Origin of the sequence: Microbacterium sp. NPDC089321, assembly GCF_040684935.1 — a bacterium.
Lineage (GTDB): Bacteria > Actinomycetota > Actinomycetes > Actinomycetales > Microbacteriaceae > Microbacterium.
In genome coordinates this window covers 118,569-139,805 of sequence record NZ_JBFBGX010000002.1, presented here as the reverse complement: position 1 = coordinate 139,805, position 21,237 = coordinate 118,569, and the positions used below count along the sequence as shown (strand labels likewise).

General features: G+C 68.3%; 25 protein-coding genes. 12 read left to right on the top strand and 13 right to left on the bottom strand.

Going from position 1 to position 21,237, the window contains the following annotated elements; genetic code table 11:
* The first annotated feature begins 91 nt into the window (after positions 1-91).
* Positions 92-2,332, top strand: coding sequence for an AAA family ATPase (locus AB0N59_RS08680; RefSeq protein ID WP_363481631.1), 2,241 nt, complete (start codon positions 92-94; stop codon positions 2,330-2,332).
* Positions 2,329-3,393: a 5-methylcytosine-specific restriction endonuclease system specificity protein McrC gene (mcrC, locus tag AB0N59_RS08675; protein ID WP_363481628.1), complete on the top strand. Its 1,065-nt coding sequence runs from the start codon at positions 2,329-2,331 to the stop codon at positions 3,391-3,393. The genes AB0N59_RS08680 and mcrC overlap by 4 nt, the downstream gene beginning before the upstream one ends.
* Here the strand turns inward: mcrC and AB0N59_RS08670 are convergent.
* Genes AB0N59_RS08670 through AB0N59_RS08650 form a run of 5 tightly spaced genes read right to left on the bottom strand, consistent with a single transcriptional unit; the run spans position 3,362 to position 6,656 of the window.
* Entirely contained in the window at positions 3,362-3,670 is a 309-nt protein-coding gene (locus AB0N59_RS08670) for a hypothetical protein (RefSeq protein ID WP_363481625.1), read from the bottom strand. The two genes, mcrC and AB0N59_RS08670, sit on opposite strands and share 32 nt — an antisense overlap.
* Before the next feature lie 52 nt (positions 3,671-3,722).
* On the bottom strand, positions 3,723-4,262 hold the full coding sequence (locus tag AB0N59_RS08665) for a DUF4262 domain-containing protein (protein WP_363481622.1): 540 nt from the start codon (positions 4,260-4,262) through the stop codon (positions 3,723-3,725).
* Positions 4,263-4,312: 50 nt separating this feature from the next.
* On the bottom strand, positions 4,313-4,762 hold the full coding sequence (locus AB0N59_RS08660; RefSeq protein ID WP_363481619.1) for a hypothetical protein: 450 nt from the start codon (positions 4,760-4,762) through the stop codon (positions 4,313-4,315).
* A gap of 33 nt (positions 4,763-4,795) precedes the next feature.
* On the bottom strand, positions 4,796-5,869 hold the full coding sequence (gene ychF / locus AB0N59_RS08655; RefSeq protein ID WP_363481616.1) for a redox-regulated ATPase YchF: 1,074 nt from the start codon (positions 5,867-5,869) through the stop codon (positions 4,796-4,798).
* Positions 5,870-5,915: 46 nt separating this feature from the next.
* Positions 5,916-6,656, bottom strand: a complete 741-nt coding sequence (locus AB0N59_RS08650) for a class I SAM-dependent methyltransferase (protein WP_363481613.1) — start codon at positions 6,654-6,656, stop codon at positions 5,916-5,918.
* Between the two features lie 60 nt (positions 6,657-6,716).
* Here AB0N59_RS08650 and AB0N59_RS08645 point away from each other — a divergent pair, with 60 nt between their 5' ends.
* A complete protein-coding gene (locus AB0N59_RS08645; RefSeq protein ID WP_363481610.1) occupies positions 6,717-7,310 on the top strand; it encodes a 3'-5' exonuclease in 594 nt (197 codons plus the stop codon).
* A 67-nt stretch (positions 7,311-7,377) separates the two neighbouring features.
* Here AB0N59_RS08645 and AB0N59_RS08640 read toward each other — a convergent pair whose 3' ends face one another.
* Positions 7,378-7,656, bottom strand: a complete 279-nt coding sequence (locus AB0N59_RS08640) for a hypothetical protein (protein ID WP_239528146.1) — start codon at positions 7,654-7,656, stop codon at positions 7,378-7,380.
* 108 nt (positions 7,657-7,764) lie between these two features.
* Entirely contained in the window at positions 7,765-8,751 is a 987-nt protein-coding gene (gene glpX / locus AB0N59_RS08635) for a class II fructose-bisphosphatase (protein ID WP_363481607.1), read from the bottom strand.
* A 182-nt stretch (positions 8,752-8,933) separates the two neighbouring features.
* Between glpX and fbaA the strand changes: the two genes are divergently transcribed.
* On the top strand, positions 8,934-9,962 hold the full coding sequence (gene fbaA, locus AB0N59_RS08630) for a class II fructose-bisphosphate aldolase (RefSeq protein ID WP_363481604.1): 1,029 nt from the start codon (positions 8,934-8,936) through the stop codon (positions 9,960-9,962).
* A 63-nt stretch (positions 9,963-10,025) separates the two neighbouring features.
* On the opposite strand, the gene AB0N59_RS08625 is transcribed toward fbaA, so the two are convergent.
* The 3 genes from AB0N59_RS08625 to AB0N59_RS08615 form a co-directional block, all read right to left on the bottom strand.
* A complete protein-coding gene (locus AB0N59_RS08625; RefSeq protein WP_363481601.1) occupies positions 10,026-10,538 on the bottom strand; it encodes a hypothetical protein in 513 nt (170 codons plus the stop codon).
* A gap of 73 nt (positions 10,539-10,611) precedes the next feature.
* The gene (locus AB0N59_RS08620; protein ID WP_363481598.1) at positions 10,612-11,268 is read right to left on the bottom strand and encodes a zf-HC2 domain-containing protein; all 657 of its coding nucleotides are present in this window, start codon (positions 11,266-11,268) and stop codon (positions 10,612-10,614) included.
* Positions 11,265-11,771 carry a sigma-70 family RNA polymerase sigma factor gene (locus tag AB0N59_RS08615; RefSeq protein ID WP_363481595.1) on the bottom strand — a complete coding sequence of 169 codons (507 nt, stop codon included), beginning with the start codon at positions 11,769-11,771 and terminating at the stop codon, positions 11,265-11,267. Before AB0N59_RS08615 ends, AB0N59_RS08620 begins: the two co-directional genes overlap by 4 nt.
* 85 nt (positions 11,772-11,856) lie before the next feature.
* On the opposite strand from AB0N59_RS08615, the gene AB0N59_RS08610 reads away from it, so the two are divergent.
* Positions 11,857-12,342, top strand: coding sequence for a DUF2231 domain-containing protein (locus tag AB0N59_RS08610; RefSeq protein WP_363481592.1), 486 nt, complete (start codon positions 11,857-11,859; stop codon positions 12,340-12,342).
* Between the two features lie 79 nt (positions 12,343-12,421).
* Positions 12,422-13,033 (top strand): DUF4822 domain-containing protein, encoded by a 612-nt coding sequence (locus AB0N59_RS08605; protein WP_363481589.1) that lies wholly within the window; start codon positions 12,422-12,424, stop codon positions 13,031-13,033.
* A 22-nt stretch (positions 13,034-13,055) separates the two neighbouring features.
* Here AB0N59_RS08605 and AB0N59_RS08600 read toward each other — a convergent pair whose 3' ends face one another.
* Genes AB0N59_RS08600 through AB0N59_RS08590 form a run of 3 tightly spaced genes read right to left on the bottom strand, consistent with a single transcriptional unit; the run spans position 13,056 to position 15,886 of the window.
* Positions 13,056-14,312 (bottom strand): hypothetical protein, encoded by a 1,257-nt coding sequence (locus AB0N59_RS08600; RefSeq protein ID WP_363481586.1) that lies wholly within the window; start codon positions 14,310-14,312, stop codon positions 13,056-13,058.
* A gap of 9 nt (positions 14,313-14,321) precedes the next feature.
* Entirely contained in the window at positions 14,322-14,846 is a 525-nt protein-coding gene (locus AB0N59_RS08595) for a DUF6264 family protein (protein WP_363481583.1), read from the bottom strand.
* Complete coding sequence (locus AB0N59_RS08590) at positions 14,843-15,886, bottom strand: 4-hydroxy-3-methylbut-2-enyl diphosphate reductase (RefSeq protein ID WP_363484149.1); 1,044 nt, start codon at positions 15,884-15,886, stop codon at positions 14,843-14,845. Before AB0N59_RS08590 ends, AB0N59_RS08595 begins: the two co-directional genes overlap by 4 nt.
* Before the next feature lie 125 nt (positions 15,887-16,011).
* On the opposite strand from AB0N59_RS08590, the gene xseA reads away from it, so the two are divergent.
* The 6 genes from xseA (at position 16,012) to AB0N59_RS08560 (ending at position 21,122) form a co-directional block, all read left to right on the top strand.
* The gene (xseA, locus tag AB0N59_RS08585) at positions 16,012-17,289 is read left to right on the top strand and encodes an exodeoxyribonuclease VII large subunit (protein WP_363481580.1); all 1,278 of its coding nucleotides are present in this window, start codon (positions 16,012-16,014) and stop codon (positions 17,287-17,289) included.
* Between the two features lie 43 nt (positions 17,290-17,332).
* Positions 17,333-17,560: an exodeoxyribonuclease VII small subunit gene (locus AB0N59_RS08580; protein ID WP_204975973.1), complete on the top strand. Its 228-nt coding sequence runs from the start codon at positions 17,333-17,335 to the stop codon at positions 17,558-17,560.
* Positions 17,557-18,198 carry a DUF4245 family protein gene (locus AB0N59_RS08575; RefSeq protein ID WP_363481577.1) on the top strand — a complete coding sequence of 214 codons (642 nt, stop codon included), beginning with the start codon at positions 17,557-17,559 and terminating at the stop codon, positions 18,196-18,198. Before AB0N59_RS08580 ends, AB0N59_RS08575 begins: the two co-directional genes overlap by 4 nt.
* Positions 18,195-18,869 (top strand): carbonic anhydrase, encoded by a 675-nt coding sequence (locus AB0N59_RS08570; protein ID WP_363481574.1) that lies wholly within the window; start codon positions 18,195-18,197, stop codon positions 18,867-18,869. Before AB0N59_RS08575 ends, AB0N59_RS08570 begins: the two co-directional genes overlap by 4 nt.
* Positions 18,866-20,260 (top strand): class II fumarate hydratase, encoded by a 1,395-nt coding sequence (locus AB0N59_RS08565; protein ID WP_363481571.1) that lies wholly within the window; start codon positions 18,866-18,868, stop codon positions 20,258-20,260. The genes AB0N59_RS08570 and AB0N59_RS08565 overlap by 4 nt, the downstream gene beginning before the upstream one ends.
* A 313-nt stretch (positions 20,261-20,573) precedes the next feature.
* Positions 20,574-21,122: a hypothetical protein gene (locus AB0N59_RS08560; protein WP_363481568.1), complete on the top strand. Its 549-nt coding sequence runs from the start codon at positions 20,574-20,576 to the stop codon at positions 21,120-21,122.
* The last annotated feature ends 115 nt before the right edge of the window (positions 21,123-21,237 follow it).

Here is a 21,237-nt window from a genome sequence, read left to right as displayed (position 1 = left end):
CCCCGACCTGCTGCCCCAGCTCGTCTTCGGACCGCAGCGGCCTCTGGCGTCGCGTCTTCGAGAGCGGTCCGCACCCGGCAAGATGGGGTGCATGACTACGGATCGGTTCGATGACGTTGCCCAGCTGGCGGCCGAGAGGTCCAGGCCGGCGCCCGACATGGAGGTCGCGCGCGAAGTCGGAGGGGTGATCGCCCACATGCTCGGAGACCGCCGATCGACGATCGACCCCGACACGACGATCTGGACAGCCGAGGCCGCGGAAGACCTCCGGGCGCGGATCGGCGACAACCCGATCGTTGGCGCGGATCAGGGGCAGTGGGACAAGCTCGACGTCCAGCTCCAGGACGCCCCGAGAGAGGTGGTACTGCTTGCGGCCGAGCTCGTCTTCCTACGTGAGCACCCCCTGCGCTCCGCGCTCCCTGAGACGCGCAGAGCCCACATCGAGCGGGTCCTGTCGCACCTCGACGTCCCGCTGGCCATCCCCGAGCAGATGTCGCGCTGGATCGACCGGCCGTCCGGGACCGCCGGCTTCGAGCCTGGATCCTGGTACAACGGCGCCCTCTGGCGTCACCTGATCTGGGCTTCGACCTTGGTTCGTCACTGGAACAGCATCTCGGAGATCGAACGCGAGGCAGCACGGACCGACCCGTGGGAGCTCCAGCGAGTCATGCTGGCGTCCGGGGTCGACCGATCCGACATCCGCAACGCCTTCCAATTCCTCGCGCGGCCCGACGCCTTCGAACCGATCTCGTCGGCCGGCATGAAGTCGAAGATCCGCGATGCCCTCTCGGGGCGCATCGGGGGTGCGCGCGGAGACGCCCCCGGATCCGTGGACCGTGACCTCCTGGCGATCAGGGCTGCTCTGGCGTCCGGGATCGACAGCAGCTTCCATTTCTGGAGCCCGGGCGTCGTCGACCTGTGGGAGCCGACGACACCGGACGTCCCGACGGCCGCAACGGAAGCCGTAGCGTCTAGCGAGCCGCGACCTCGCCACCACTGGCTCTACTCGCCCGGCGCGCAGGCATCTGAATGGACCGAGTTCTCGGCCCACGGCATCATGGGGATCGGCTGGGACGACGTCGACGATCTGTCGTCCTTTCCTAGCCGGGAGGCGATCCGTCGGGTGCTTGACCCCGATGGGACGCGCGGATCCATGAAGAACGGCGTGCTGGCTCTCTGGCAGTTTCAGAACGAAATCGCGGTCGGCGACATCATCTACGCCAAACGAGGGCGCCGAGAGATCGTCGGACGCGGAGAGGTGACGTCAGATGCTCGCTACGAGCCCGATAGACCGTCGTTCCGGCATCTGCGCTCGGTCCGGTGGACAGACGTCGGGTCGTGGGAGCACCCGGGAGACTCCGTCACGAAGACGCTCACCGACATCACGCCTTATCGCGACTACGTGGGGAAGCTCGAGGCCCTCTTTGGTGATGACGCGGAGCCGGAGACGCCGATCCCCTCCACACGCGTGCCGGCCTACGATAAGGCGGCGTTCCTCAGCGAAGTGTACGTCTCGGAGGAGCGTTATGAGCGCCTTCGAGCTCTGCTCGCCCGTAAGAAGAATGTGATCCTGGCGGGTCCTCCCGGGGTCGGAAAGACGTTCGCGGCCAAGCGGCTCGCCTACTCGATGATGGGCGCTAAAGATCCCAGTCGCGTTCAGACCGTCCAGTTCCATCAGAGCTACTCCTACGAGGACTTCATGATGGGATACCGTCCGACCGAGTCCGGTGGATTCACGTTAACCGAGGGCCCGTTTTACAGGTTCTGTGACATCGCGCGCGCGGATGACCCCGACCGGCCGTACTTCTTCATCGTCGACGAGATCAATCGGGGCAACATCTCCAAGATCTTCGGCGAACTGCTGATGCTCATCGAGTCCGACAAACGTGGACAGGAGCTCCGTCTCCTGTACAAGAACGAGACGTTCTCGGTGCCCCCGAACGTCCACATCATCGGGATGATGAACACCGCCGACCGTAGCCTCGCGGTCCTCGACTATGCGCTCCGCCGCCGATTCGGCTTCTTCGAAATGGCGCCCGGCTTCCACTCCTCGGGCTTCACCCGGTGGCAGCAGGAGACCGGAAGTCCCACTCTCGACGCGCTCGTCAAAGTCGTCGTCGATCTAAATGCAGCGATCGCCGAGGATCCGGCACTCGGCCCGGGATTCGCGATCGGGCACAGCTTCCTCTCCGACCCAGTGGGGACCGATGGCGACGGATGGCTGTACTCGGTCGTGGAGGACGAGCTCATCCCGCTGCTCGACGAGTACTGGTTCGACGAACCGATGCGCGCCGGGGAATGGGCGGGGAAGCTCCGCGCCGCCGTCGCATGACCGACAGTTCGATAGCCGTCCGCAACGTTTACGTCATGCTGGCGTACGCGTTTCGAGCCATGCACAGCGACGGCAGCGCCCGGGTGGTGGCGGAACGGTTCGAGCGTGTCCAGGACCTGCTCGCCGAGGTGCTCGTCCGCGGGGTGGGCGCACAGGTGAAGCGCGGACTCCATCGGGACTACCTCACACGCCGAGACCAGCTTGCGACGGTGCGCGGTCGCATCGACATCACCCGCACCGTCGCGGCGCGCTCTCTGACGAGAGGACGCCTGGTCTGCGAGTACGACGACTACGAGACCGACACGCCGCACAACCGCGCATTGAAGTCAGTTATCGTCCTCCTCATCCGCCACGGTGAGGTCGCACCGCGGCGCAAAGACGCTCTCCGCAGACTCCTCCCCTATCTGGAGACCGTGACGTTGGTCGCCCCCACCTCGATCCGGTGGAGCGCGCTCGGGTACCACCGCGCGAACGCCGAATACCGTCTACTGCTCGGCGTGTGCGAGCTGATCGTGAAGGGGCTCCTCCCCTCCGACGACGCCGGCATCGCGACGCTCCGCTCCTGGGTCTCGGACGATGCCATGAGCCGCCTGTACGAGCGCTTTCTTCGTGAGTACTTCCGCGCTCACCATCCCCACCTCCTCCCCGCGGCATCGGCGGTCGCGTGGGATTACGATGCGGCGAGCGCTCGGGGCATCGATCAACTTCCGGCTATGCGCACCGACGTTACCCTGCGTCGCGGAGCGTCGCGATTGATCATTGATGCGAAGTACTACGGGAACTCGATGCAGACGGGCGCGTGGGGCAAGTCCACGGTGCACTCGGCACACCTGTACCAGGTACTCGCTTACGCCAAGAACGCCGACACTACGCAGGACGGCTCCGTGAGAGGGCTGCTGCTGTACGCGCGGACGGATGCGGCGTACCAGCCCGACCTCGACGTCGTCATTCAGGGAACCCGGATCGGTGCGCGAACACTCGACCTGAACGAGCCATGGGATCATCTTCGCGCTGAGCTCGAGGACGTGGTCACCTGGCTGGAGGTCGAAGGCAGCGACTAATCCGTCGCCGTCGGACGACGGTGCCCGCCTGCACGCCCACCTCGGTGTTGGAACTTCGTGACGTTCCGATGCTACGTCGGGCCCACCCGACGTGCCTGACGATCGTGGCTCCCTTGCCCACGATCACGTGCACATCGTGAGGTGCGTACCCATAGGGCGGGTCCGGATGCCAGTCGCCGTACTCGCTGCGGTACTCGGCATCGAACAGCTTCCGGAGCCCGGCGAGATCGTTGCGGTTCAGCTCGTCATGCGCAACGACGCGGATCGACAGGCTCATTCGACCTCAGACGATGAAGCAGAACCGCACCGCGTTACGTCACCGATAGGAATCACGGACCACGGTTCGACCTCGGTGCTGAACCTAGGACCGGCTGGGTCTCTGGTGGATTGCGATAACCGATGTCCCACGGGAGGTTGTCGCTCGAGTCCGGCCACACGAGTTGGAGTGCTTCGAAATCGCTTAGCATCCGCTCAGCCGCCGTCAACCCTCGGCGGTCGTCGACTCGGATGAACACCACCGAGCCCGAATCCGTGAGCGCATCCGTGCGGTCGCCCGCATGGAACGCTCCGCTGGACTCCTGTTCGTCCACCGCATTCCTGATGAACACGTCAGCGACGTCGGCAGGCAGACCGGTGATCACGAGTTCGTCCCAGCCTCTCGCCGTGAGGCCGACCGTGTAGGAGAACGGTGCGGCAGACGCGTTGCCGAGTACGTGCCGGATCGCCCAGCCGTGTGTGTCGACCATTCGTTCCAATTCGGCGAATGCGCGTTCGTGCGGGCTATCCATGACCCTGACTTTAGCGGCGCGCACGTCGACCGTGAGGCGGCTCTGGGTCTCCTGCCTGTACGACGCGAACCCGAACTCCATGAGGTTGCGTCGTGGATACGCATCAGTGCTCGAGTCCCGTCGAACTCGGATCACACCAGATCCTCGAAACTCTCCTCGCCGGGTCGCCAGACCATCCAGGCGCCGTCGTCAAACCCCTGCAGTTCCGCGATCTCGACGTGCACCTCGTCCAGCGCGGGGTGGAGGATGACGCTGCCTGTGTCAAGATCCATTCGGAGACCGACACCTGTCGCCTCGACCGTCGTGTTCACCGTCCCGGTGATCAAACCCCGAAGCGCGTCCGCATACCCGAGGTTTGTCTCACTCCACCACCGACCGCGAAACTCCACCCTGGGCCAGACATAGCAGTTCATGACGACCGGACCGCCCGAGATTCCGTCTCCATCGAATCGGAGTTGTACATAGTCCACGACGAACTCGACCGAATAGAGCCGGTTTCCGACGAGTCTGTTAAGCAGCCCGGTGGCGACCCAGCGCGCATCGCCCTGCCGTCTCACCAGAGGCACCTTGCCCATCCACATTCGTTGAGACTACCGGCCGAATTCGGGCGGAACTCAGACGTTGAAGCGGAACTCCACGACGTCGCCGTCCTGCATGACGTAGTCCTTGCCCTCGAGACGGGCCTTGCCCTTGGCGCGAGCCTCGGCCACCGAGCCGGTCGCCACGAGGTCGTCGAACGAGATGACCTCGGCCTTGATGAAGCCCTTCTCGAAGTCGGTGTGGATCACACCGGCCGCCTGCGGCGCCTTGGCTCCCTGCGGGATCGTCCATGCCCGCGACTCCTTGGGCCCTGCAGTCAGATAGGTCTGCAGGCCGAGGGTGGCGAAGCCGATGCGGGCGAGCTGGTCGAGACCCGACTCGCTCTGACCCGTCGCCTCGAGCAGCTCCTGCGCGTCTTCGGGGTCGAGGCCGATCAGCTCGGACTCGATTTTGGCGTCGAGGAACACCGCCTGCGCGGGCGCCACGAGCGCCTCGAGCTCGGCCTTCTTCGCATCGTCGGTGAGCACCGACTCGTCGACGTTGAACACGTAGATGTACGGCTTCGCCGTGAGCAGACCGAGCTCCTTGATCGGAGCGAGGTCCAGGCCGGCCGTCGAGAGCAGCTGACCGCGCTCCAGAGCATCCTTCGCCGCGTTCGCCGCATCGAGAACCGCGGGATCGGTCTTCTTCTGCTTCACTTCCTTCTCGAAGCGCGGCAGAGCCTTCTCGATCGTCTGCAGATCGGCGAGCATCAGCTCGGCGTTGATGGTCTCCATGTCGCCCTTGGGGTCGACGGTCCCCTCGACGTGCACGACGTCGTCGTCGACGAAACCGCGCACGACCTGAGCGATCGCATCGGCCTCGCGGATGTTCGCCAGGAACTGGTTGCCCAGCCCCTCTCCCTCGCTCGCACCGCGCACGATCCCCGCGATGTCGACGAACGACACCGTGGCGGGCAGGATGCGCTCGCTGCCGAAGATCCCGGCCAGCACCTGCAGACGCGGGTCAGGCAGGTTGACGACGCCGACGTTCGGCTCGATCGTCGCGAACGGATAGTTCGCCGCGAGCACGTCGTTCTTGGTCAGCGCGTTGAAGAGGGTGGACTTGCCGACATTGGGCAGGCCGACGATTCCGATAGTGAGAGCCACGGGATACGAGTCTACCGGCGCGGCGCCGCCGAGCGAGCCGGTCGACTCAGCCGCGCAGCGCGCGGAAGGCCCAGGTCACATACGGCACGTCGATGGTCGCGTCGCCCTCCAGGCCCAGTTCGTCGAAGAGGTCGTCCATGTCCTTCCGGATGCTGTCGCGCTCAGCCTCCGAAGCGGTGATGAGGTGACTGCGCGAGGCGGCCATCCGATGCAGCTGCTCTCGGGTCATCGGGCGCAGCCACTCCCACCGCTCCGCCTCGGGTTCACCGAACGGAGTGGCGACCGTCGGGCCGCCCGCGTCGAGCATCTCCTCCGCCGCGCTGGCGTTCATGATCGCGGTCAGCCGGCGCACCCAGTCGACGCGGTTGTCGCGGGCGTTCCAGATCAGTCCCAGTGTTCCGCCTGGCCGCATCACCCGGCCGATCTCGGCGGATGCCGCAACAGGATCCACCCAGTGCCACGCCTGTCCGAGCACCACGGCGTCGACGCTGGCATCCGGAAGCGGCAGCGCTTCGGCGGTGCCGACGAACGTCGGGACTCCGGGAACGTGGTCGCGCAGCTTCGCGAGCATCACGGCATCCGGATCGACCGCGACGACCTCCGCGTCCCGCGCCTCGGCGACCACCCGTGTGAGCTTGCCGGTGCCGGCGCCCACGTCGACGAGACGGCGAGCGCCATCCGGCAGGCGTTCGAGCATCCACGCGACCGCCTCGAAGGGGTAATCGGGCCGTGCCGCCTCGTAGTTGTCAGCCTCTGCACCGAAGGACGTCGCCCGCGAATCGCTCATGTTCGCCAGCCTACGGCGAGTCTGCCGCCCGGCATCCGGATGCCGGGGGAAGGTGGATCCGTGCCCCTGGACTTCACTGCGATCGACTTCGAGACCGCGAACTCCAGCCCGGCCTCGGCCTGCTCGGTCGGACTCGTGCGGGTGCGCGACGGCGAGGTGGTCGCGCAGACCGGATGGCTGATCCAGCCGCCCGCCGGGCACGACGAGTTCAACGAGTGGAACGTCCGGATCCACGGCATCCGTCCGCAGGACGTCATGGGAGCCGCCACCTGGGCGCAGCAGCTCGACCGGCTGTGCGGTTTCGCCGGCGCTGACGTGCTCGTCGCCCACAACGCCGGGTTCGACCTGAACGTGCTGCGACGCGCCTGCGAGGTCACCGGACTCGACGCCCCGCCGTACCGCTCGCTCTGCTCGCTGGCGGTCGCGCGCAAGACGTACACCCTTGACTCCTACCGGCTGCCGATGGCGGCAGCTGCGGCGGGATTCGGCGACTTCCCGCACCACGACGCGCTGGCCGATGCCCGCGCCTGCGCCCAGATCGTGATCGATGCCGCGCGCCGCGCCGCCGTCAGCGACGTGGACGCGCTGGGCGATGCACTGGGAGTGGCACGAACCGCGCCGCTGGTCTCGGCGCTCGAGCGCGCCGTCGCCTGAACCTCGTCTGCTTAACCCCGCCGCAGGAGGTCGGTCCGATGCGCCGATCAGCGCGTCCGTGAGCCGATCAGGCGCCGCCGGGCACCCATGAGAGCAGCGCGATCACGACGCACGACGTCGCCAGGAAAGCTCCGATGAACCACCACGAGCTCAGCTCGTGGCCCTCTTCGCGACGCACCCGGAAAAGCACGTCGGCGCGGCGCGCGGGGTCGAAGCCCGGTTGGACAGCGGCTTTCGCCTGCTGCGCGGCCATGATCTGCTCCTCCGTGACCCGCACGATGCGGCCGGTCTTGGTGGTGATGTGCTCGATGCGGCTGGCGTTCTCAGACGGCTCGATTGACGGCATCCCGAGCACTCCTCTTCATGACCATGCCGGTGTGCTGATCACGCCGGTACTCGACCATTCTGCCAGCGGTCGCTGAGAAACGAGGGACGCGGTGGGCGGATGCCCGTGTCAGAGCCACTTCGAGACGAGGTGATCCGAGGTGATGCGGCGGAGGGTTCCCGATGCGCCGCGCAGCACGACGCTCTCGGTGTAGAGGTAGTTGCCCTCACGGCGCACGCCGCGCACGAGCTGGCCGTCGGTGACGCCGGTCGCGACGAAGATCGTGTTGTTGCCCTTCACGAGGTCGTCGGCCTCGTAGACCTTGTCGAACTCGAGGCCGGCATCGATGCCGCGCTGACGCTCGTCGTCGTCACGCGGCCAGAGCACGCCCTGGATGTGACCGCCGAGCGCCTTGATCGCGCAGGCCGTGACGATGCCCTCGGGGCTGCCGCCGATCCCCACGCACATGTCGGTGCGGGCGTTGTGGCGAGCCGCGTTGATGCCGCCGGCGACGTCGCCGTCGCTCATGAGGCGGGTGCCTGCTCCTGCCTCGCGGATCTCGGCGATGAGCTTCTCGTGGCGGGGGCGATTCAGCACCGAGACGACCATCTCATCGACGGGCTTGCCGAGGGCCTTCGCCAGCCGGCGGATGTTCTCGCCGATGGGCTTGCGGATGTCGACGACGCCGACGCCTGCGGGGCCCGTGACCAGCTTGTCCATGTAGAAGACGCTGGAGGCGTCGAGCATCGTGCCGCGATCGGACACTGCGAGCACGGAGAGCGCGTTCTGCCGTCCGTCGGCGGTCAGCGTGGTGCCGTCGATCGGGTCGACCGCGATGTCGCACTCAGGCCCCCGCCCCGTGCCCACGACCTCGCCGTTGAACAGCATGGGGGCGTTGTCCTTCTCGCCTTCGCCGATCACGACGCGGCCCTGGAAGTCGACCGTGCCGAGGAATGCCCGCATGGCATCGACAGCCGCACCGTCAGCGGCCTCCTTCGCACCGCGGCCGATGAACGGCACCGCGCGGATCGCAGCCGCCTCGGTGGCGCGGACGAGCTCCAACGCGAGGTTGCGGTCGGGGTGCAGAGGGCTGAGATCGGCTGAGAGGCTCACCATGCCGGTCAGCATACTGACGAACAGCGACGAAAACCGCGAGTTTTCACGATATGGTGACGAAGAAACAGCGGTTCTTACCGCGTGATAAAGATACGCGCCCGAGCGGGCGTAACGACGGCTGATTCCGCACCCCACCGGGCTAAAGTGAGCATGCACCCCGACCGACAGAAGCAGGAGAACTCATGCCCGTCGCCACTCCGGAACAGTACGCAGAGATGCTCGACCGCGCGAAGGCCGGTGGCTTCGCGTATCCCGCCTTCAACGTCTCGAGCTCGCAGACGATCAACTCCGTGCTGCAGGGGCTCACCGAGGCCTGCTCCGACGGCATCATCCAGGTCACCACGGGCGGCGCCGACTACTTCGCCGGCCACACCGTCAAGGCTCGTGCGACCGGCGCACTCGCCTTCGCGCGCTACGCGACCGAGGTCGCCAAGAACTACCCCATCACGGTGGCGCTGCACACCGACCACTGCCCGAAGGATGCCCTCGCCGGCTTCGTCGAGCCGCTGATCGCGGCATCGGAGGAAGAGGTCAAGGCGGGCCGCAACCCGATCTTCCAGTCGCACATGTGGGACGGCTCCGCCGTGCCCCTCGATGAGAACATCGACATCGCCAAAGAGCTGCTGCCTCGCATGAAGGCGATCAACGCGATCCTCGAGGTCGAGATCGGCGTCGTCGGCGGCGAGGAGGACGGCGTCGCGCACGAGGGCTCGAACGAGGCCCTCTACACGACCTTCGCCGACGTCGACCAGGCGATCCAGGCGCTCGGCCTCGGCGAGCAGGGCCGCTACATCGCCGCGCTGACGTTCGGCAACGTGCACGGCGTGTACAAGCCCGGCGGCGTGAAGCTGCGCCCTGAGCTGCTCGGTGAGATCCAGGCCGAGGTGGCCGCGAAGTACGGCACCGGCCCGAAGCCGCTCGACCTCGTCTTCCACGGCGGCTCGGGATCGACCGACGAGGAGATCGCTCTCGCCGTCGCGAACGGCGTGATCAAGATGAACATCGACACCGACACGCAGTACGCCTACACGCGTGCCATCGCCGACTACATGTTCAAGAACTACGACGGCGTGCTGAAGGTCGACGGCGAGGTCGGCAACAAGAAGCAGTACGACCCGCGCGCCTGGGGCAAGATCGCCGAGTCGGCGATGGCCGCGCGCGTCGTCGAGTCGACCCGTCAACTCGGCTCGCACGGCCAGTCGCGCAGCTGATCGAGCCCGACGCGATCAGAGGGATGCCGCGGACCGCCGGTCCGCGACATCCCTCTTCCCGTCTCAGCCGGCCATGCGCTCGCCCGCCGGGCTCAGCACCCACCAGACGTCTTTGACGCCCTGGCCCTTCACATCACCGGCGGCGCTGTCGCCGGCGAAGTAGTACAGAGGCCAGCCGTTCAGCGTGACCTGCATCTTGCCGTCGGCCGTCTCGATCGTGCCCAGCTCGCCGGTGACGCCGTCGGCCTTCGGCTCGTCTCCGGCCGCGATCAGGGGCGGCCAGTTCTGCAGGCATGCGCCCGTGCAGGCGCTCGTGTCGCCGCCCTGCGTGTCGTTGTCGAACATGTAGAGCGTCATGCCCTTCCCATCGACGACGACCTCGCCGAGCGACGTCTCGGCGACCATGACGTCGGCGCCCGATGCCGCGGGCTCCGACGCCTCGTCCGACGGCTCGCTCGACGGCGCGCTGTAGCCCGAGTCGCCGCCGTCCGACGCCGGCCCGGATGCGCCGGGGCTGCTGCAGCCTGACAGCAGGAGTGCGAGGGCGATGCCCCCGATCGCGAGTTGCTTGCGCATGATGAGGTCCCTTCGTCTGCGCCGGCCCGCTGCCGGGCGCTCCCCTGTGACACGAGACGAAGGGCGCGGCGGTTCACCCGAAGTCGTGGCGGACCATCACCCGGCCGCCGGCATCGCGGATCTCGATCGCTCGGATCTCCGACGTCGTCAGCGCGGTGCCGGCCGACAGCTTCGCCCTCGCCCCCGGGGTCACCGTCCAGTTCGACAGCAACGTGGTCTCCCCCTCGGCGTCGATGACGGCGAGGGCGTACGCCCGAGCGACTCCGTAGCGGTCGCTCCCGTCGTACTCGCACTCCACATCGAGCTTCGTGCCCCACGGCACGGCGCTCAGAGCGACGGTCGCGGTCACCGGGGCCCCGTCGACGGGCTCCAGGGCGATCATCTCCGCAGGCCGGGGCGACAGCGCCGACACCGACACGATCGTGGCCACCACCACCGCGGCGGCGATCCCGGCAGCCAACACGCCGATCCGCCTGCGTACCCGGCGCCTCTCCCGTGCGGCTGCCAGGACGCGCAGGGGGCCCGCGTCCCCGCCCGTCGCCGCCTGCTCTGCGTCATCAGCATCGAGCCGGGAGAGCAGCGCGACCGTCGGCATGAGCTCCGCCACTGCGTCCCCGCAGCGCCCGCAGTCGGCGAGATGGCGCTCGAACTCCTCGCGTTCCGCGGTCGACAGAGCGCCGAGCGCGTAGGCGGCGTCCCACGCGGCGAATCGTTCGTGCTCCGCGTTCACCGGGTCACCCCTCTCTCCTGCAGTGCGAGTCGCAGCGCCCGCAATCCGTAATGCATCCTCGACTTCACGGTTCCGGCGGGGATGCCCAGCTCCGACGCCACCTCGGCGACGCTGCGGCCGCGATAGTAGGCCGCGACGACGACGGCGCGGTGCTCATCGCTCAGAGTCGCCAGCGCATCCTGGATCAGCAGAGCATCGAACAGCCGATCCGTCTGATCGTCGGCGACCCGCTCGGGCAGCTCGGCGACAGGGCTCTCGTGACGCCGCCTGGCGCTGCGCGCCTCGTCGATGACGATGTGCCTCGCTACGGTGATCATCCATGCCCGGGACGTCGCCGGATCCCGCTCCAGGATGCGGGGCGTGCGCCAGGCACGCAGCAGTGTCTCCTGCACCACGTCATCCGCCCCGCCCCCTCTTCCGGTGATGCTCACGACATAGCGCCGTATGGGGCCGGCGTGCAGCTCATAGAGCGCGGTCAGCCGCTCATCGTCGTCTCGGGTCACAGATCGCCTCCTCACCGGGGAAACGAGGCGGAGAGCTCTTCGGTTCACCGATGAACCGAAACGGCGCGAACGCCGTTCTCCTGGTATGGACATCTTCGCCGACGCCGACGCGTTCCGCATCGCCGGCCTTCCCCTGCACCCGCTGCTGGTGCACGCCGTCGTGGTGCTCACCCCTCTCACCGCCCTCGCGGTCGCGATCGCCGCGGTGTGGCCGGCGGCGCGACACCGCTTGGGCTACGCGCCGCCCGTGGCGGCACTGCTGGTCGCCGGACTTGTTCCCGTGACGGCTCTGGCAGGCGAAGAACTCGCCGACACGGTCGGCGTGACGCCCGCGATCGAGCGTCACGAGGCTCTCGGCGAGATGCTCATACCCTGGACGATCGCCCTGCTGGTCGCGGCGGTCGCGGTGGCAGTGAGCGACCGGATGCTGCCGCGGCTGCGCCGCGCGTCCGCCGCGCATGCTGTCGCGATCATCGTGCCCGTTCTCGCGGTCGTCACGGCCGTCGGGACGATCGTCGTGACAGTGCTGACAGGGGACGCCGGTGCCCGAGCCGTCTGGGAAGGGGTCTGAGCACTCAGCCCATCGGCTCCGGCATCCCTGGCCGATCGGATGATGTGCGCGCCCGACCCGGCTTCGTAGCGTTGAGGGCATGAACATCACCACCCGGATCTCCCGACGTTCCGTCCTCAGCGCATCCGCCATCGCCCTCGCCGTGGCCGCCGTCGTTCCGAGCTCGGCCATGGCCGCAGAGACGCCCGTCGCGGCATCCGCCCACCCGTTCTCGAAGACCACCATGACCCCGTCCGACCTGCTGGCGTCGACCCCGTGGAAGACGACCGCCGCGTTCGACCAGGACGGCCGGCGCATCGCCCTCGACGACCCGGCGGTCTCGAACTTCGTCGGCTGGGCGTACTTCGACGCCGACGGCACCTACGCGATGTACAACCTCGACGACAGCCCCAAGCTGCGCGGCGACTGGACCGTCACCCCCGATGGCTCCGAGCGCTGGATCAACGCCAAGAACGCCGCGGGCGACGTGCTGTTCCAGCGCGTGGTGCCGATCACCGAGCTGACCAAGAACGTGTTCACCTACCGTGTGTTCCCGAGCGCGGGCGACACCAGCACCTACTACGACATCGTGCACACGAAGACCAACCACGTCGAGCCCGGCACCGACGCGAAGGGCCCCGGCGTGAACAGCGGCCAGGGCGAGTCGCTCGGTCACGGCGGCGGCCACGTCAACAGCGGCAACGCCCGCTGATCGTCGTCTGAGTGATGGGTGCTCAGCGCGAGCGTGCGCGACGCACCCAGATGGCGAGGTCGAGTGCGGCGTCGATGATCACCAGCACGCCCAGTCCCCGCACGAGCGGAGACTTCGCCCTGCTCGCCGCGAGTCCGGCGGCGAGCTCGGTGACGCTCAGCGCCGCGCCGAGCGCCGGGCGCTTCCGCAAGAACCGCGCGGCGCGGGGCAGCGGCCGTTCGCGGCTCGTCAGTGCGGTGATCTCGCCGATCCCGCCCACGGCGAGGTCGGCCACGGTGCGCGGCCAGCCTCGAGGAGTGAAGCGACGGCCGGCCTCCGCGTCGTCGATGGCCGCCGAGATCAGCCGGGCCGGCACCCCGAACGCCGAGATGAAGGCTCGTACGCGCTCGAGCTCTCCTGCGGTGCCGCCCAGAGCCTCAGGGGCGCACGCGCGCCGCGCCGTCTCGAGGTCGATCTGCTCGCCCATGTCGAGGCCCCGCAGCTCGTCGTCCGTTCCGTCGGCCCCGAGCAGCATGCGACGGTAGACATCCGCGCTCTCGGGCACGGTGATGGCGTCGAGATCGACCACCGGCTGCGTGAGCCGCTCGATGTTCGGCCAGAACATGCCGGTGCGGCCGCGCACCGTCACCTCGACCCATGCCTCGCCGTGCTGCGGCAGGTTCACCTCGATGATCGGCTCATCGGCGCCGCCGCCCGAGACTGCCATGTGCGGCTGGTCGGTGGCATAGCGATACAGCGACCACGTTCCCGCCTCGAGGTAGTCGACCTCGACGCCGGTCATCTGCGCGGTGATCCGCGCACCCCACGGACCGCGCCGCGAGAACTCGGCGACCCGCACCGGCTGCATGGCGAAGGCGTCATCGTCGTCGGAGTCGCCCGCATCGGGCATCCCGAATCCGCCCAAGTCGTCCGAGGCCGACGCCGGATCGTCGAGCTGCTCGAAAGCGGCTCCGAACTCCTCGTCGAGTTCCTGGTCGACCTCTTCGATGGCATCGTCGGACATCCCGAGATGAAGGGTCAGACGCGCAGCCTCGAATCTCTGCTGCAGGGTGAGGAGGCTCAGGTCGAAACGCAGCCGATCGTCGCCGTCGAGCGCGACGACATGTCCGCTCTCGGTGACCGGGATCAGGAAGACGGACTCATCGCCGTCGAAGCCGCGGGACGCCGCCAGCACGCGCTCTTCCCGCAGAAGGTCTGCGGCGAGCGGGGTGGGGTCGTCGCCCGTCGCCGATTCGACGGAGGCGTAGCTGACGTGGAAGGCGATCTGCTCTGCTGACACCCTTCGAGGCTACCCGGCAGGAGGTGTGAGGAGCCCGGCCGTGAACGCCGGGTCGCTGAACATCACGACCGAGATGCAGGCCGACACCAGCGACATCGTGACCACGAAGCCGACCAGCGGGATCCACCACGCCGCCCTGTTGCGCTTGAGCTGACGGAAGGACAACCAGGCGGTGGCCGCGTAGCCGACGAGCAGCACGACCACGGCGACGATGCCCCAGGTGCGCGCGGCCGCGAAATTCGTGAACTCGCCGTCGAGGCCGAGCATCTCCATCGACTCGGTGAGCGTCGAGGCCATGTTCACGAACTGCGGGATCGACGAGAGCACGTTGACCAGGCCGAAACCCAGCAGCACGAAGGTCACGAGCCTGCCGACGGGGCGGGCGGGCGCGGCGGCAGCCGGCGCAGCCGGTGTCACCGGCGTCGGCGTCGGCGCGGATGCCGCGGGCTCGGCGCTCAGCGGGGGCAGCCCCGCGCGTGCACGCTGCTCTTCGGGCGACGCATACTCGCCGTACTGCGGCCGGTCGACGCTCATGCGCGTGAGACTCGACCGCCCAGCGCACGCTCGTCGCGCTTGCCCGACGTGTCCTGACGCAGCTCCTTCGGCAGGGAGAACATGAGGTCCTCCTCAGCCGTGCGGACCTCTTCGACATCGGCGTAGCCGGCCTCGTCGAGGGCCGCGAGCACCTCGCGCACGAGCACCTCGGGCACCGAAGCGCCGCTCGTCACGCCGACCGTGCGCACACCGTCGAGCCACTCCTGCTTGACCTCATCGGCGTAGTCGACCCGATATGCGGCCTTGGCTCCGTACTCGAGGGCGACCTCGACCAGACGCACGCTGTTCGACGAGTTCGCCGAGCCCACGACGATCACAAGGTCGGCGTCCTTGGCGATCTTCTTGATCGCGACCTGCCGGTTCTGAGTGGCGTAGCAGATGTCGTCCGACGGCGGGTTGTGCAGTTCGGGGAAGCGGGTGCGCAGGCGGTTGACCGTCTCCATCGTCTCGTCGACCGAGAGCGTGGTCTGCGACAGCCAGACGACCTTGTTCGGGTCCTTCACGACCACGGTGTCGGCCTCTTCAGGCGAGTTCACGATCGTGACATGGTCGGGCGCCTCGCCCGCGGTGCCCTCGACCTCCTCGTGCCCCTCGTGACCGATCAGCAGGATCTCGAAATCGTCGCGCGCGAAGCGCACGGCCTCGCGGTGCACCTTGGTGACGAGCGGGCAGGTCGCGTCGATCGCGTGCAGGCCGCGATCGGATGCCGCGCTCACGACCGCCGGCGAGACCCCGTGCGCGCTGAAGACGACGTGTGCTCCCTCCGGCACCTCGTCGACCTCTTCGACGAAGATCGCGCCCTTCTGCTCGAGCTCCGTCACGACGTGGATGTTGTGAACGATCTGCTTGCGCACGTACACCGGGGCGCCGTAGCGCTCGAGGGCCTTCTCGACGGCGACGACCGCGCGGTCGACTCCGGCGCAGTACCCGCGGGGAGCGGCCAGCAGAACACGCTTGTCACCGCCGACCGGAAGGTTCTCCAGGCGCGCGCGCTCGGCGGCGCGACGGCGGGTCGGAATGTGCGGCACGGGCAGCGAGACAGCGGTTGAACTCACCCCTTCAGTCTACCGGCGCCACCTGTTCGCGGGCCGGGAGCGGCACCTGCCGCAGACGCCTCGTCTGCGGCATCCGGAAGAATGAGAGGATGACCGTCTTCGAAGCCGCCGCGATCCCCGGCGAGCCGCCGCCCGCCGACTCGGTGGCGCCGCGGGACTCGACGCCCGCCGCTCCCACCTCCGTGGCACGGCTGAACGGCACCATCCGCGACTTCATCGCCCGGTGGAACACGGTCTGGGTCGAGGGCGAGATCACGTCGTGGAACCAGCGCGGCGGCAACGTGTTCGCCCGCCTCAAGGACACGCGCTCCGACGCGCAGATCTCCATCCGGGTGTGGTCGAGCGTTCGGCCGCGCATCCCCTCCGACATCGCGGTCGGCGACCATGTCGTCGCCGCGGTGAAGGCCGACTACTTCGTCAAGGGCGGCGACTTCAGCTTCATCGTCTCGGCGATGAAGCACGTCGGCCTCGGCGACCAGCTCGAGAAGCTCGAGAAGCTGCGCGTGCAGCTGCGCCAGGAGGGCCTGTTCGACTCCTCGCGCAAGAAGGCGCTGCCCTTCCTCCCGCACTGCATCGGCCTGATCACCGGCGAGCGATCCGACGCCGAGAAGGATGTGCACCGCAACGCCGAGCTGCGCTGGCCGCAGGTGCACTTCCGCACCCAGCACGTCGCCGTGCAGGGCGATCGGTGCGTGCCCGAGGTGCTCGCCGCCCTGAAGCGGCTGGATGCCGATCCCGACGTCGACGTGATCATCATCGCCCGCGGCGGCGGCGACCCCCAGACCCTTCTCGGATTCAGCGACGAGCGTCTCGTGCGGGCCGTGGCGGCGGCATCCACTCCCGTCGTGAGCGCGATCGGTCACGAGAACGACCATCCGCTGCTCGACGACGTCGCGGATCTTCGAGCGTCGACGCCGACGGATGCCGCCAAGCGGGTCGTGCCCGACGTCGGAGAGCAGCGTGCGATCGTCGCGCAGCTGAGAGCGCGCGCGAGGACCCGGCTGACCCAGCGTGTCTCGCACGACATCGCGCAGCTCGAGCAGCTGCGTTCGCGCCCGGTGCTGCGCTCGCCCGACCCGATCATCGACGACCGCGCGCAGGAGGTGTGGCTTCTCGCATCCCGCGGGCGCGACACCGTCACCCGAGCGCTGGACGCCGCACACCGATCGACCGCCGAGCTGCGGGCCTCGCTGCGGGCGCTCTCCCCCGCCGCGACGCTGGCGCGCGGCTACGCGATCGCGCACCTCGACGACGGGCGCATCCTGACGGATGCCGTCGATGCCCCGGCCGGCACCCCGATGACCGTCACCGTCGACCGCGGGTCGGTGCGCGCAGTCTCGGACGGGCAGGTGCCGGAGAGCGGCTGAGCGACCGGATCGGCGACGTCCGACACGCCGGTAGGATGGGGGCGTGACTGCCCCCAGCGACTCCCCTGTCGAAGAACTGTCGTTCGAGGCCGCACGCGACGAACTCGTGCGCGTCGTCGCCGAGCTCGAACAGGGCTCCCCCACCCTCGAGCACTCGCTCGCCCTGTGGGAGCGCGGCGAGGCTCTCGCCGCCCGCTGCGAAGAGTGGCTGCTCGGCGCGAAGCGCCGTCTCGACGCCGCACGCGACGCGGCATCCGGAGCGGGCGAATGAGCCGCGAGCCTCGCGTGGTCGCCGGGCTCGGTCGCCCCGAGACCGCTCAGGAGACCGCCGACCGCAAGGCCGAGGCCAGTCGCGTCTACCGGTCGAGTCAGACGTTCCGCAACCTCATCGCGGCACTGATCGTGACCGTCGGAGTCGTCGCCATCGTCGTGCTCGGTGTGCCGCGGGGCCAGGTGCCCGACCGGCCCGAGATCGACGTCGCCGCGATCGCTGCAGACGTCGAGACCTCGATGCAGCGCCCCGCGCTGGTCGTCGAGGCCGACGACTACTGGCGGGTCAACGAGGCCGATCTCGCCGGCGGCAGCACCCGCGTCTGGACGATCACGCTGGCGCCTGCGGCAGATGACGAGCGCGGATTCATCCGGGTCGCCCAGGCGTTCGGCACCGACGTCGGCTGGGCGCCCCAGGTGCTCGACGGCATGGCGCCGAACGGCACCACGACGATCGACGGCCGCGAGTGGGACGAGTTCGACCTGCGCGACCGCGGCACCGCGAACATCTCCTATGCCATCGGGACCCAGGCGGGCCCCGACTACGTCCTGCTGTACGGCTCGCAGTCGCCCGAGGCGACCGCCGAGCTCGCAGAGACCCTGTCCGCACAGATCGACGACCTGAAGGAGGCCGAATGACCGCAACGCTCACCCCCGCTGAGGCCTGGCGGGAGATGCTCGACGGCAACAGGCGATTCGTCGCCGGCGAACCCGCGCACCCGCATCAGGACGTCTCCAAGCGGCACGAGCTGGCAGACGGGCAGGCGCCGATCGCCACGCTGTTCGGATGCTCGGACTCGCGCCTGGCGGCCGAGATCATCTTCGACAAGGGCCTGGGCGACCTGTTCGTCGTCCGCAACGCGGGACAGGTGCTCGGCGAGTCGATCGTCGCGAGCCTGGAGTACGCGGTCGGCATCCTCGACGTCCCGCTGATCGTCGTGCTCGCACACGACTCGTGCGGCGCGGTGCGCGCGGCGATCGACGGAACCGCGATCGACTCCGCTCCGCTGCCCGCCGGCATCTGGAAGCTGATCGCGCCGATCGTCCCCGCGGCCCGCAAGGTGCTCGCCGAGACCGGCGGCACCACGGTCGCCGATATCGACGCCGAGCTCGTGGGGCGCGAGCACCTGCGCAACACCGTGGCAGACCTGCTGCACTCGTCCGAGATGATCAGCAACGCGGTCGCCGCGGGCCGCCTGGGCATCGTCGGCGCCAACTACCGTCTCGCAGAGGGCACGGCCGTGCCCGTCGTCACTGTGGGCATCGACACCGAGGGCACCGCGCCCGCATTCGAGGAAGGATCGGCATGACCGACATCGAGTACCGCATCGAGCACGACACCATGGGCGAGGTGCGAGTGCCCGCCAAGGCGCTGTACAGCGCTCAGACCCAGCGTGCCGTCGAGAACTTCCCGATCTCGGGGAAGGGACTGGAGTCGACCCAGATCGCCGCGCTCGCCCGCATCAAGAAGGCGGCTGCGCTCGCCAACAAGGAGCTGGGCACGCTCGACGGCGCGATCGCCGACGCCATCGCCCAGGCCGCCGACGAGGTCGCGTCGGGCAAGCACGACGCGGAGTTCCCCGTCGACACGTACCAGACCGGTTCCGGCACCTCGTCGAACATGAACATGAACGAGGTGCTGGCGAACCTGGCATCCGGCATCCTCGGCTCGGCCGTGCACCCCAACGACCACGTCAACGCGTCGCAGTCGTCGAACGACGTCTTCCCGACGTCGGTGCACATCGCCGTCACCCAGGCGCTCATCGACACCCTCATCCCGTCGCTCGACCACCTCGCCGTCGCCCTCGAGGCGAAGGCGGAGCTGTGGAAGGGCGTCGTGAAGTCCGGCCGTACCCACCTGATGGACGCCACGCCCGTCACCCTCGGCCAGGAGTTCGGCGGCTACGCCCGCCAGATCCGCCTCGGCATCGAGCGCGTGCAGTCGGCACTCCCCCGCGTGGCCGAGGTGCCCCTCGGCGGCACCGCAGTGGGCACCGGCATCAACACCCCGCTCGGCTTCCCGCAGAAGGTCATCGAGCTGCTCGCAGCCGAGACCGAGCTGCCCATCACCGAGGCGAAGGACCACTTCGAGGCTCAGGCCAACCGCGACGGCCTCGTCGAGACCTCGGGTGCACTGCGTACCATCGCGGTGTCCCTGACGAAGATCAACAACGACCTGCGCTGGATGGGCTCGGGCCCCAACACGGGCCTCGGCGAGCTGCACATCCCCGACCTGCAGCCGGGTTCGTCGATCATGCCCGGCAAGGTCAACCCGGTCGTCCCCGAGGCCGTGCTCATGGTCTGCGCGCGCGTGATCGGCAACGACGCGACCGTCGCCTGGGCCGGCGCGTCGGGCTCGTTCGAGCTGAACGTCGCGATCCCCGTCATGGGCACCGCGCTGCTCGAGTCGATCCGTCTGCTCTCGAACGCCGTGCGCGTTCTGGCCGACAAGACCATCGACGGCCTCGAGGCCAACGTCGAGCGGGCCGCCGCGTTCGCCGGCATGAGCCCGTCGATCGTGACCCCCCTCAACAAGGTCATCGGCTACGAGGCCGCGGCGAAGATCGCCAAGCACTCGGTCGCCAAGGGCATCACCGTGCGCGACGCGGTCATCGACCTCGGCTACGTCGAGCGCGGCGAGATCTCGGAAGAGGAGCTCGACGCCAAGCTCGACCTGCTGTCGATGACGCACGCCGGCTGACGCTGCTTCGGGGCGTTCGGTTCCTGACGCGCCCGCACAGATCTCCCCGCCCTGCACACGGATCGCCTGTTCCGTGTGGAGGGCGGGGATTTCTGCGTCCGGGCGCTTGTCGTGCGTGGCGCCGAGTGCATCGCGGCCGTCGGTCGTGCGGCCGTGCACGACGTCGTAGTCGAGTGCACCGGCACCCGTCGAGTGCACCACCTGGCGACGCGGATAAGCAGTGCTCTGGGCGCGAAGTGGTGCGTTCGCCGCGCGTGACCCGGGCTGTGGATAACTCGGGAGGCAGTTCCGCCATTCGGGTTAGCGTGGTGCGGTGAAAACGACGATCACGCTTCTGCGCACAGGTTCGGCCGTCGCTGCCGCCGGCTTGCTGGTCGGGATGCTGTCGGCCTGCACCCCGGATTCGAAGCCAGCGCCGAAGCCGACGAAGTCCGCAGCCTTCGCCACGGATGAAGAGGCGTTCGCTGCGGCGGAGGCGACGTACGCGGCGTACGTGGAAGCGCTCAATGCGACCGATCTGAGGGATTCCCTATCATTCCGACCGGTGTTCGAATGGCTTACGGGCACGGCTCTGGCCTCGGAGCGAGAGAACCTCAGCTACTTGCGAGCCGAGAACGTCACGAGAAAGGGGGAGACAAGGTTCGACACGTTCACGCCCGTCAGCAGCGACGACGGGTCAGTCGTGGCCCATGTGTGTCTTGATGTCACCTCGGTCGATCTACTCGACGCCAACGGCAATTCCGTCACCCCCGTGGAACGGATCGACAGGCGAGCGCTGAGGGTCACGTTCGTGCCCTCAACCACGACTACTGGCCTCAAGATCGCGTCAAATCACGCGCCCGAGGGCTTCTCGTGCGAATGAGGTTGACAATGAGCGCTCTTGTAGTGGTACTCGCTGCAGTGGGAACAGCGGTGCCTCCGGCTGATGGCCAAGAAATCGGTGGAGGAACCGCAACGTGGAGAACCGCGGAAGACGG

Excerpts from the sequence above, each read along its gene's own strand:
- AB0N59_RS08680 (WP_363481631.1), top strand. The coding sequence starts at position 92 with ATGACTACGGATCGGTTCGATGACGTTGCCCAGCTGGCGGCCGAGAGG.
- mcrC (WP_363481628.1), top strand. The coding sequence starts at position 2,329 with ATGACCGACAGTTCGATAGCCGTCCGCAACGTTTACGTCATGCTGGCG.
- AB0N59_RS08670 (WP_363481625.1), bottom strand. The coding sequence starts at position 3,670 with ATGAGCCTGTCGATCCGCGTCGTTGCGCATGACGAGCTGAACCGCAAC.
- AB0N59_RS08665 (WP_363481622.1), bottom strand. The coding sequence starts at position 4,262 with ATGGAGTTCGGGTTCGCGTCGTACAGGCAGGAGACCCAGAGCCGCCTC.
- AB0N59_RS08660 (WP_363481619.1), bottom strand. The coding sequence starts at position 4,762 with ATGTGGATGGGCAAGGTGCCTCTGGTGAGACGGCAGGGCGATGCGCGC.
- AB0N59_RS08650 (WP_363481613.1), bottom strand. The coding sequence starts at position 6,656 with ATGAGCGATTCGCGGGCGACGTCCTTCGGTGCAGAGGCTGACAACTAC.
- AB0N59_RS08640 (WP_239528146.1), bottom strand. The coding sequence starts at position 7,656 with ATGCCGTCAATCGAGCCGTCTGAGAACGCCAGCCGCATCGAGCACATC.
- glpX (WP_363481607.1), bottom strand. The coding sequence starts at position 8,751 with ATGGTGAGCCTCTCAGCCGATCTCAGCCCTCTGCACCCCGACCGCAAC.
- fbaA (WP_363481604.1), top strand. The coding sequence starts at position 8,934 with ATGCCCGTCGCCACTCCGGAACAGTACGCAGAGATGCTCGACCGCGCG.
- AB0N59_RS08625 (WP_363481601.1), bottom strand. The coding sequence starts at position 10,538 with ATGCGCAAGCAACTCGCGATCGGGGGCATCGCCCTCGCACTCCTGCTG.
- AB0N59_RS08610 (WP_363481592.1), top strand. The coding sequence starts at position 11,857 with ATGGACATCTTCGCCGACGCCGACGCGTTCCGCATCGCCGGCCTTCCC.
- AB0N59_RS08605 (WP_363481589.1), top strand. The coding sequence starts at position 12,422 with ATGAACATCACCACCCGGATCTCCCGACGTTCCGTCCTCAGCGCATCC.
- AB0N59_RS08595 (WP_363481583.1), bottom strand. The coding sequence starts at position 14,846 with ATGAGCGTCGACCGGCCGCAGTACGGCGAGTATGCGTCGCCCGAAGAG.
- xseA (WP_363481580.1), top strand. The coding sequence starts at position 16,012 with ATGACCGTCTTCGAAGCCGCCGCGATCCCCGGCGAGCCGCCGCCCGCC.
- AB0N59_RS08575 (WP_363481577.1), top strand. The coding sequence starts at position 17,557 with ATGAGCCGCGAGCCTCGCGTGGTCGCCGGGCTCGGTCGCCCCGAGACC.
- AB0N59_RS08570 (WP_363481574.1), top strand. The coding sequence starts at position 18,195 with ATGACCGCAACGCTCACCCCCGCTGAGGCCTGGCGGGAGATGCTCGAC.
- AB0N59_RS08565 (WP_363481571.1), top strand. The coding sequence starts at position 18,866 with ATGACCGACATCGAGTACCGCATCGAGCACGACACCATGGGCGAGGTG.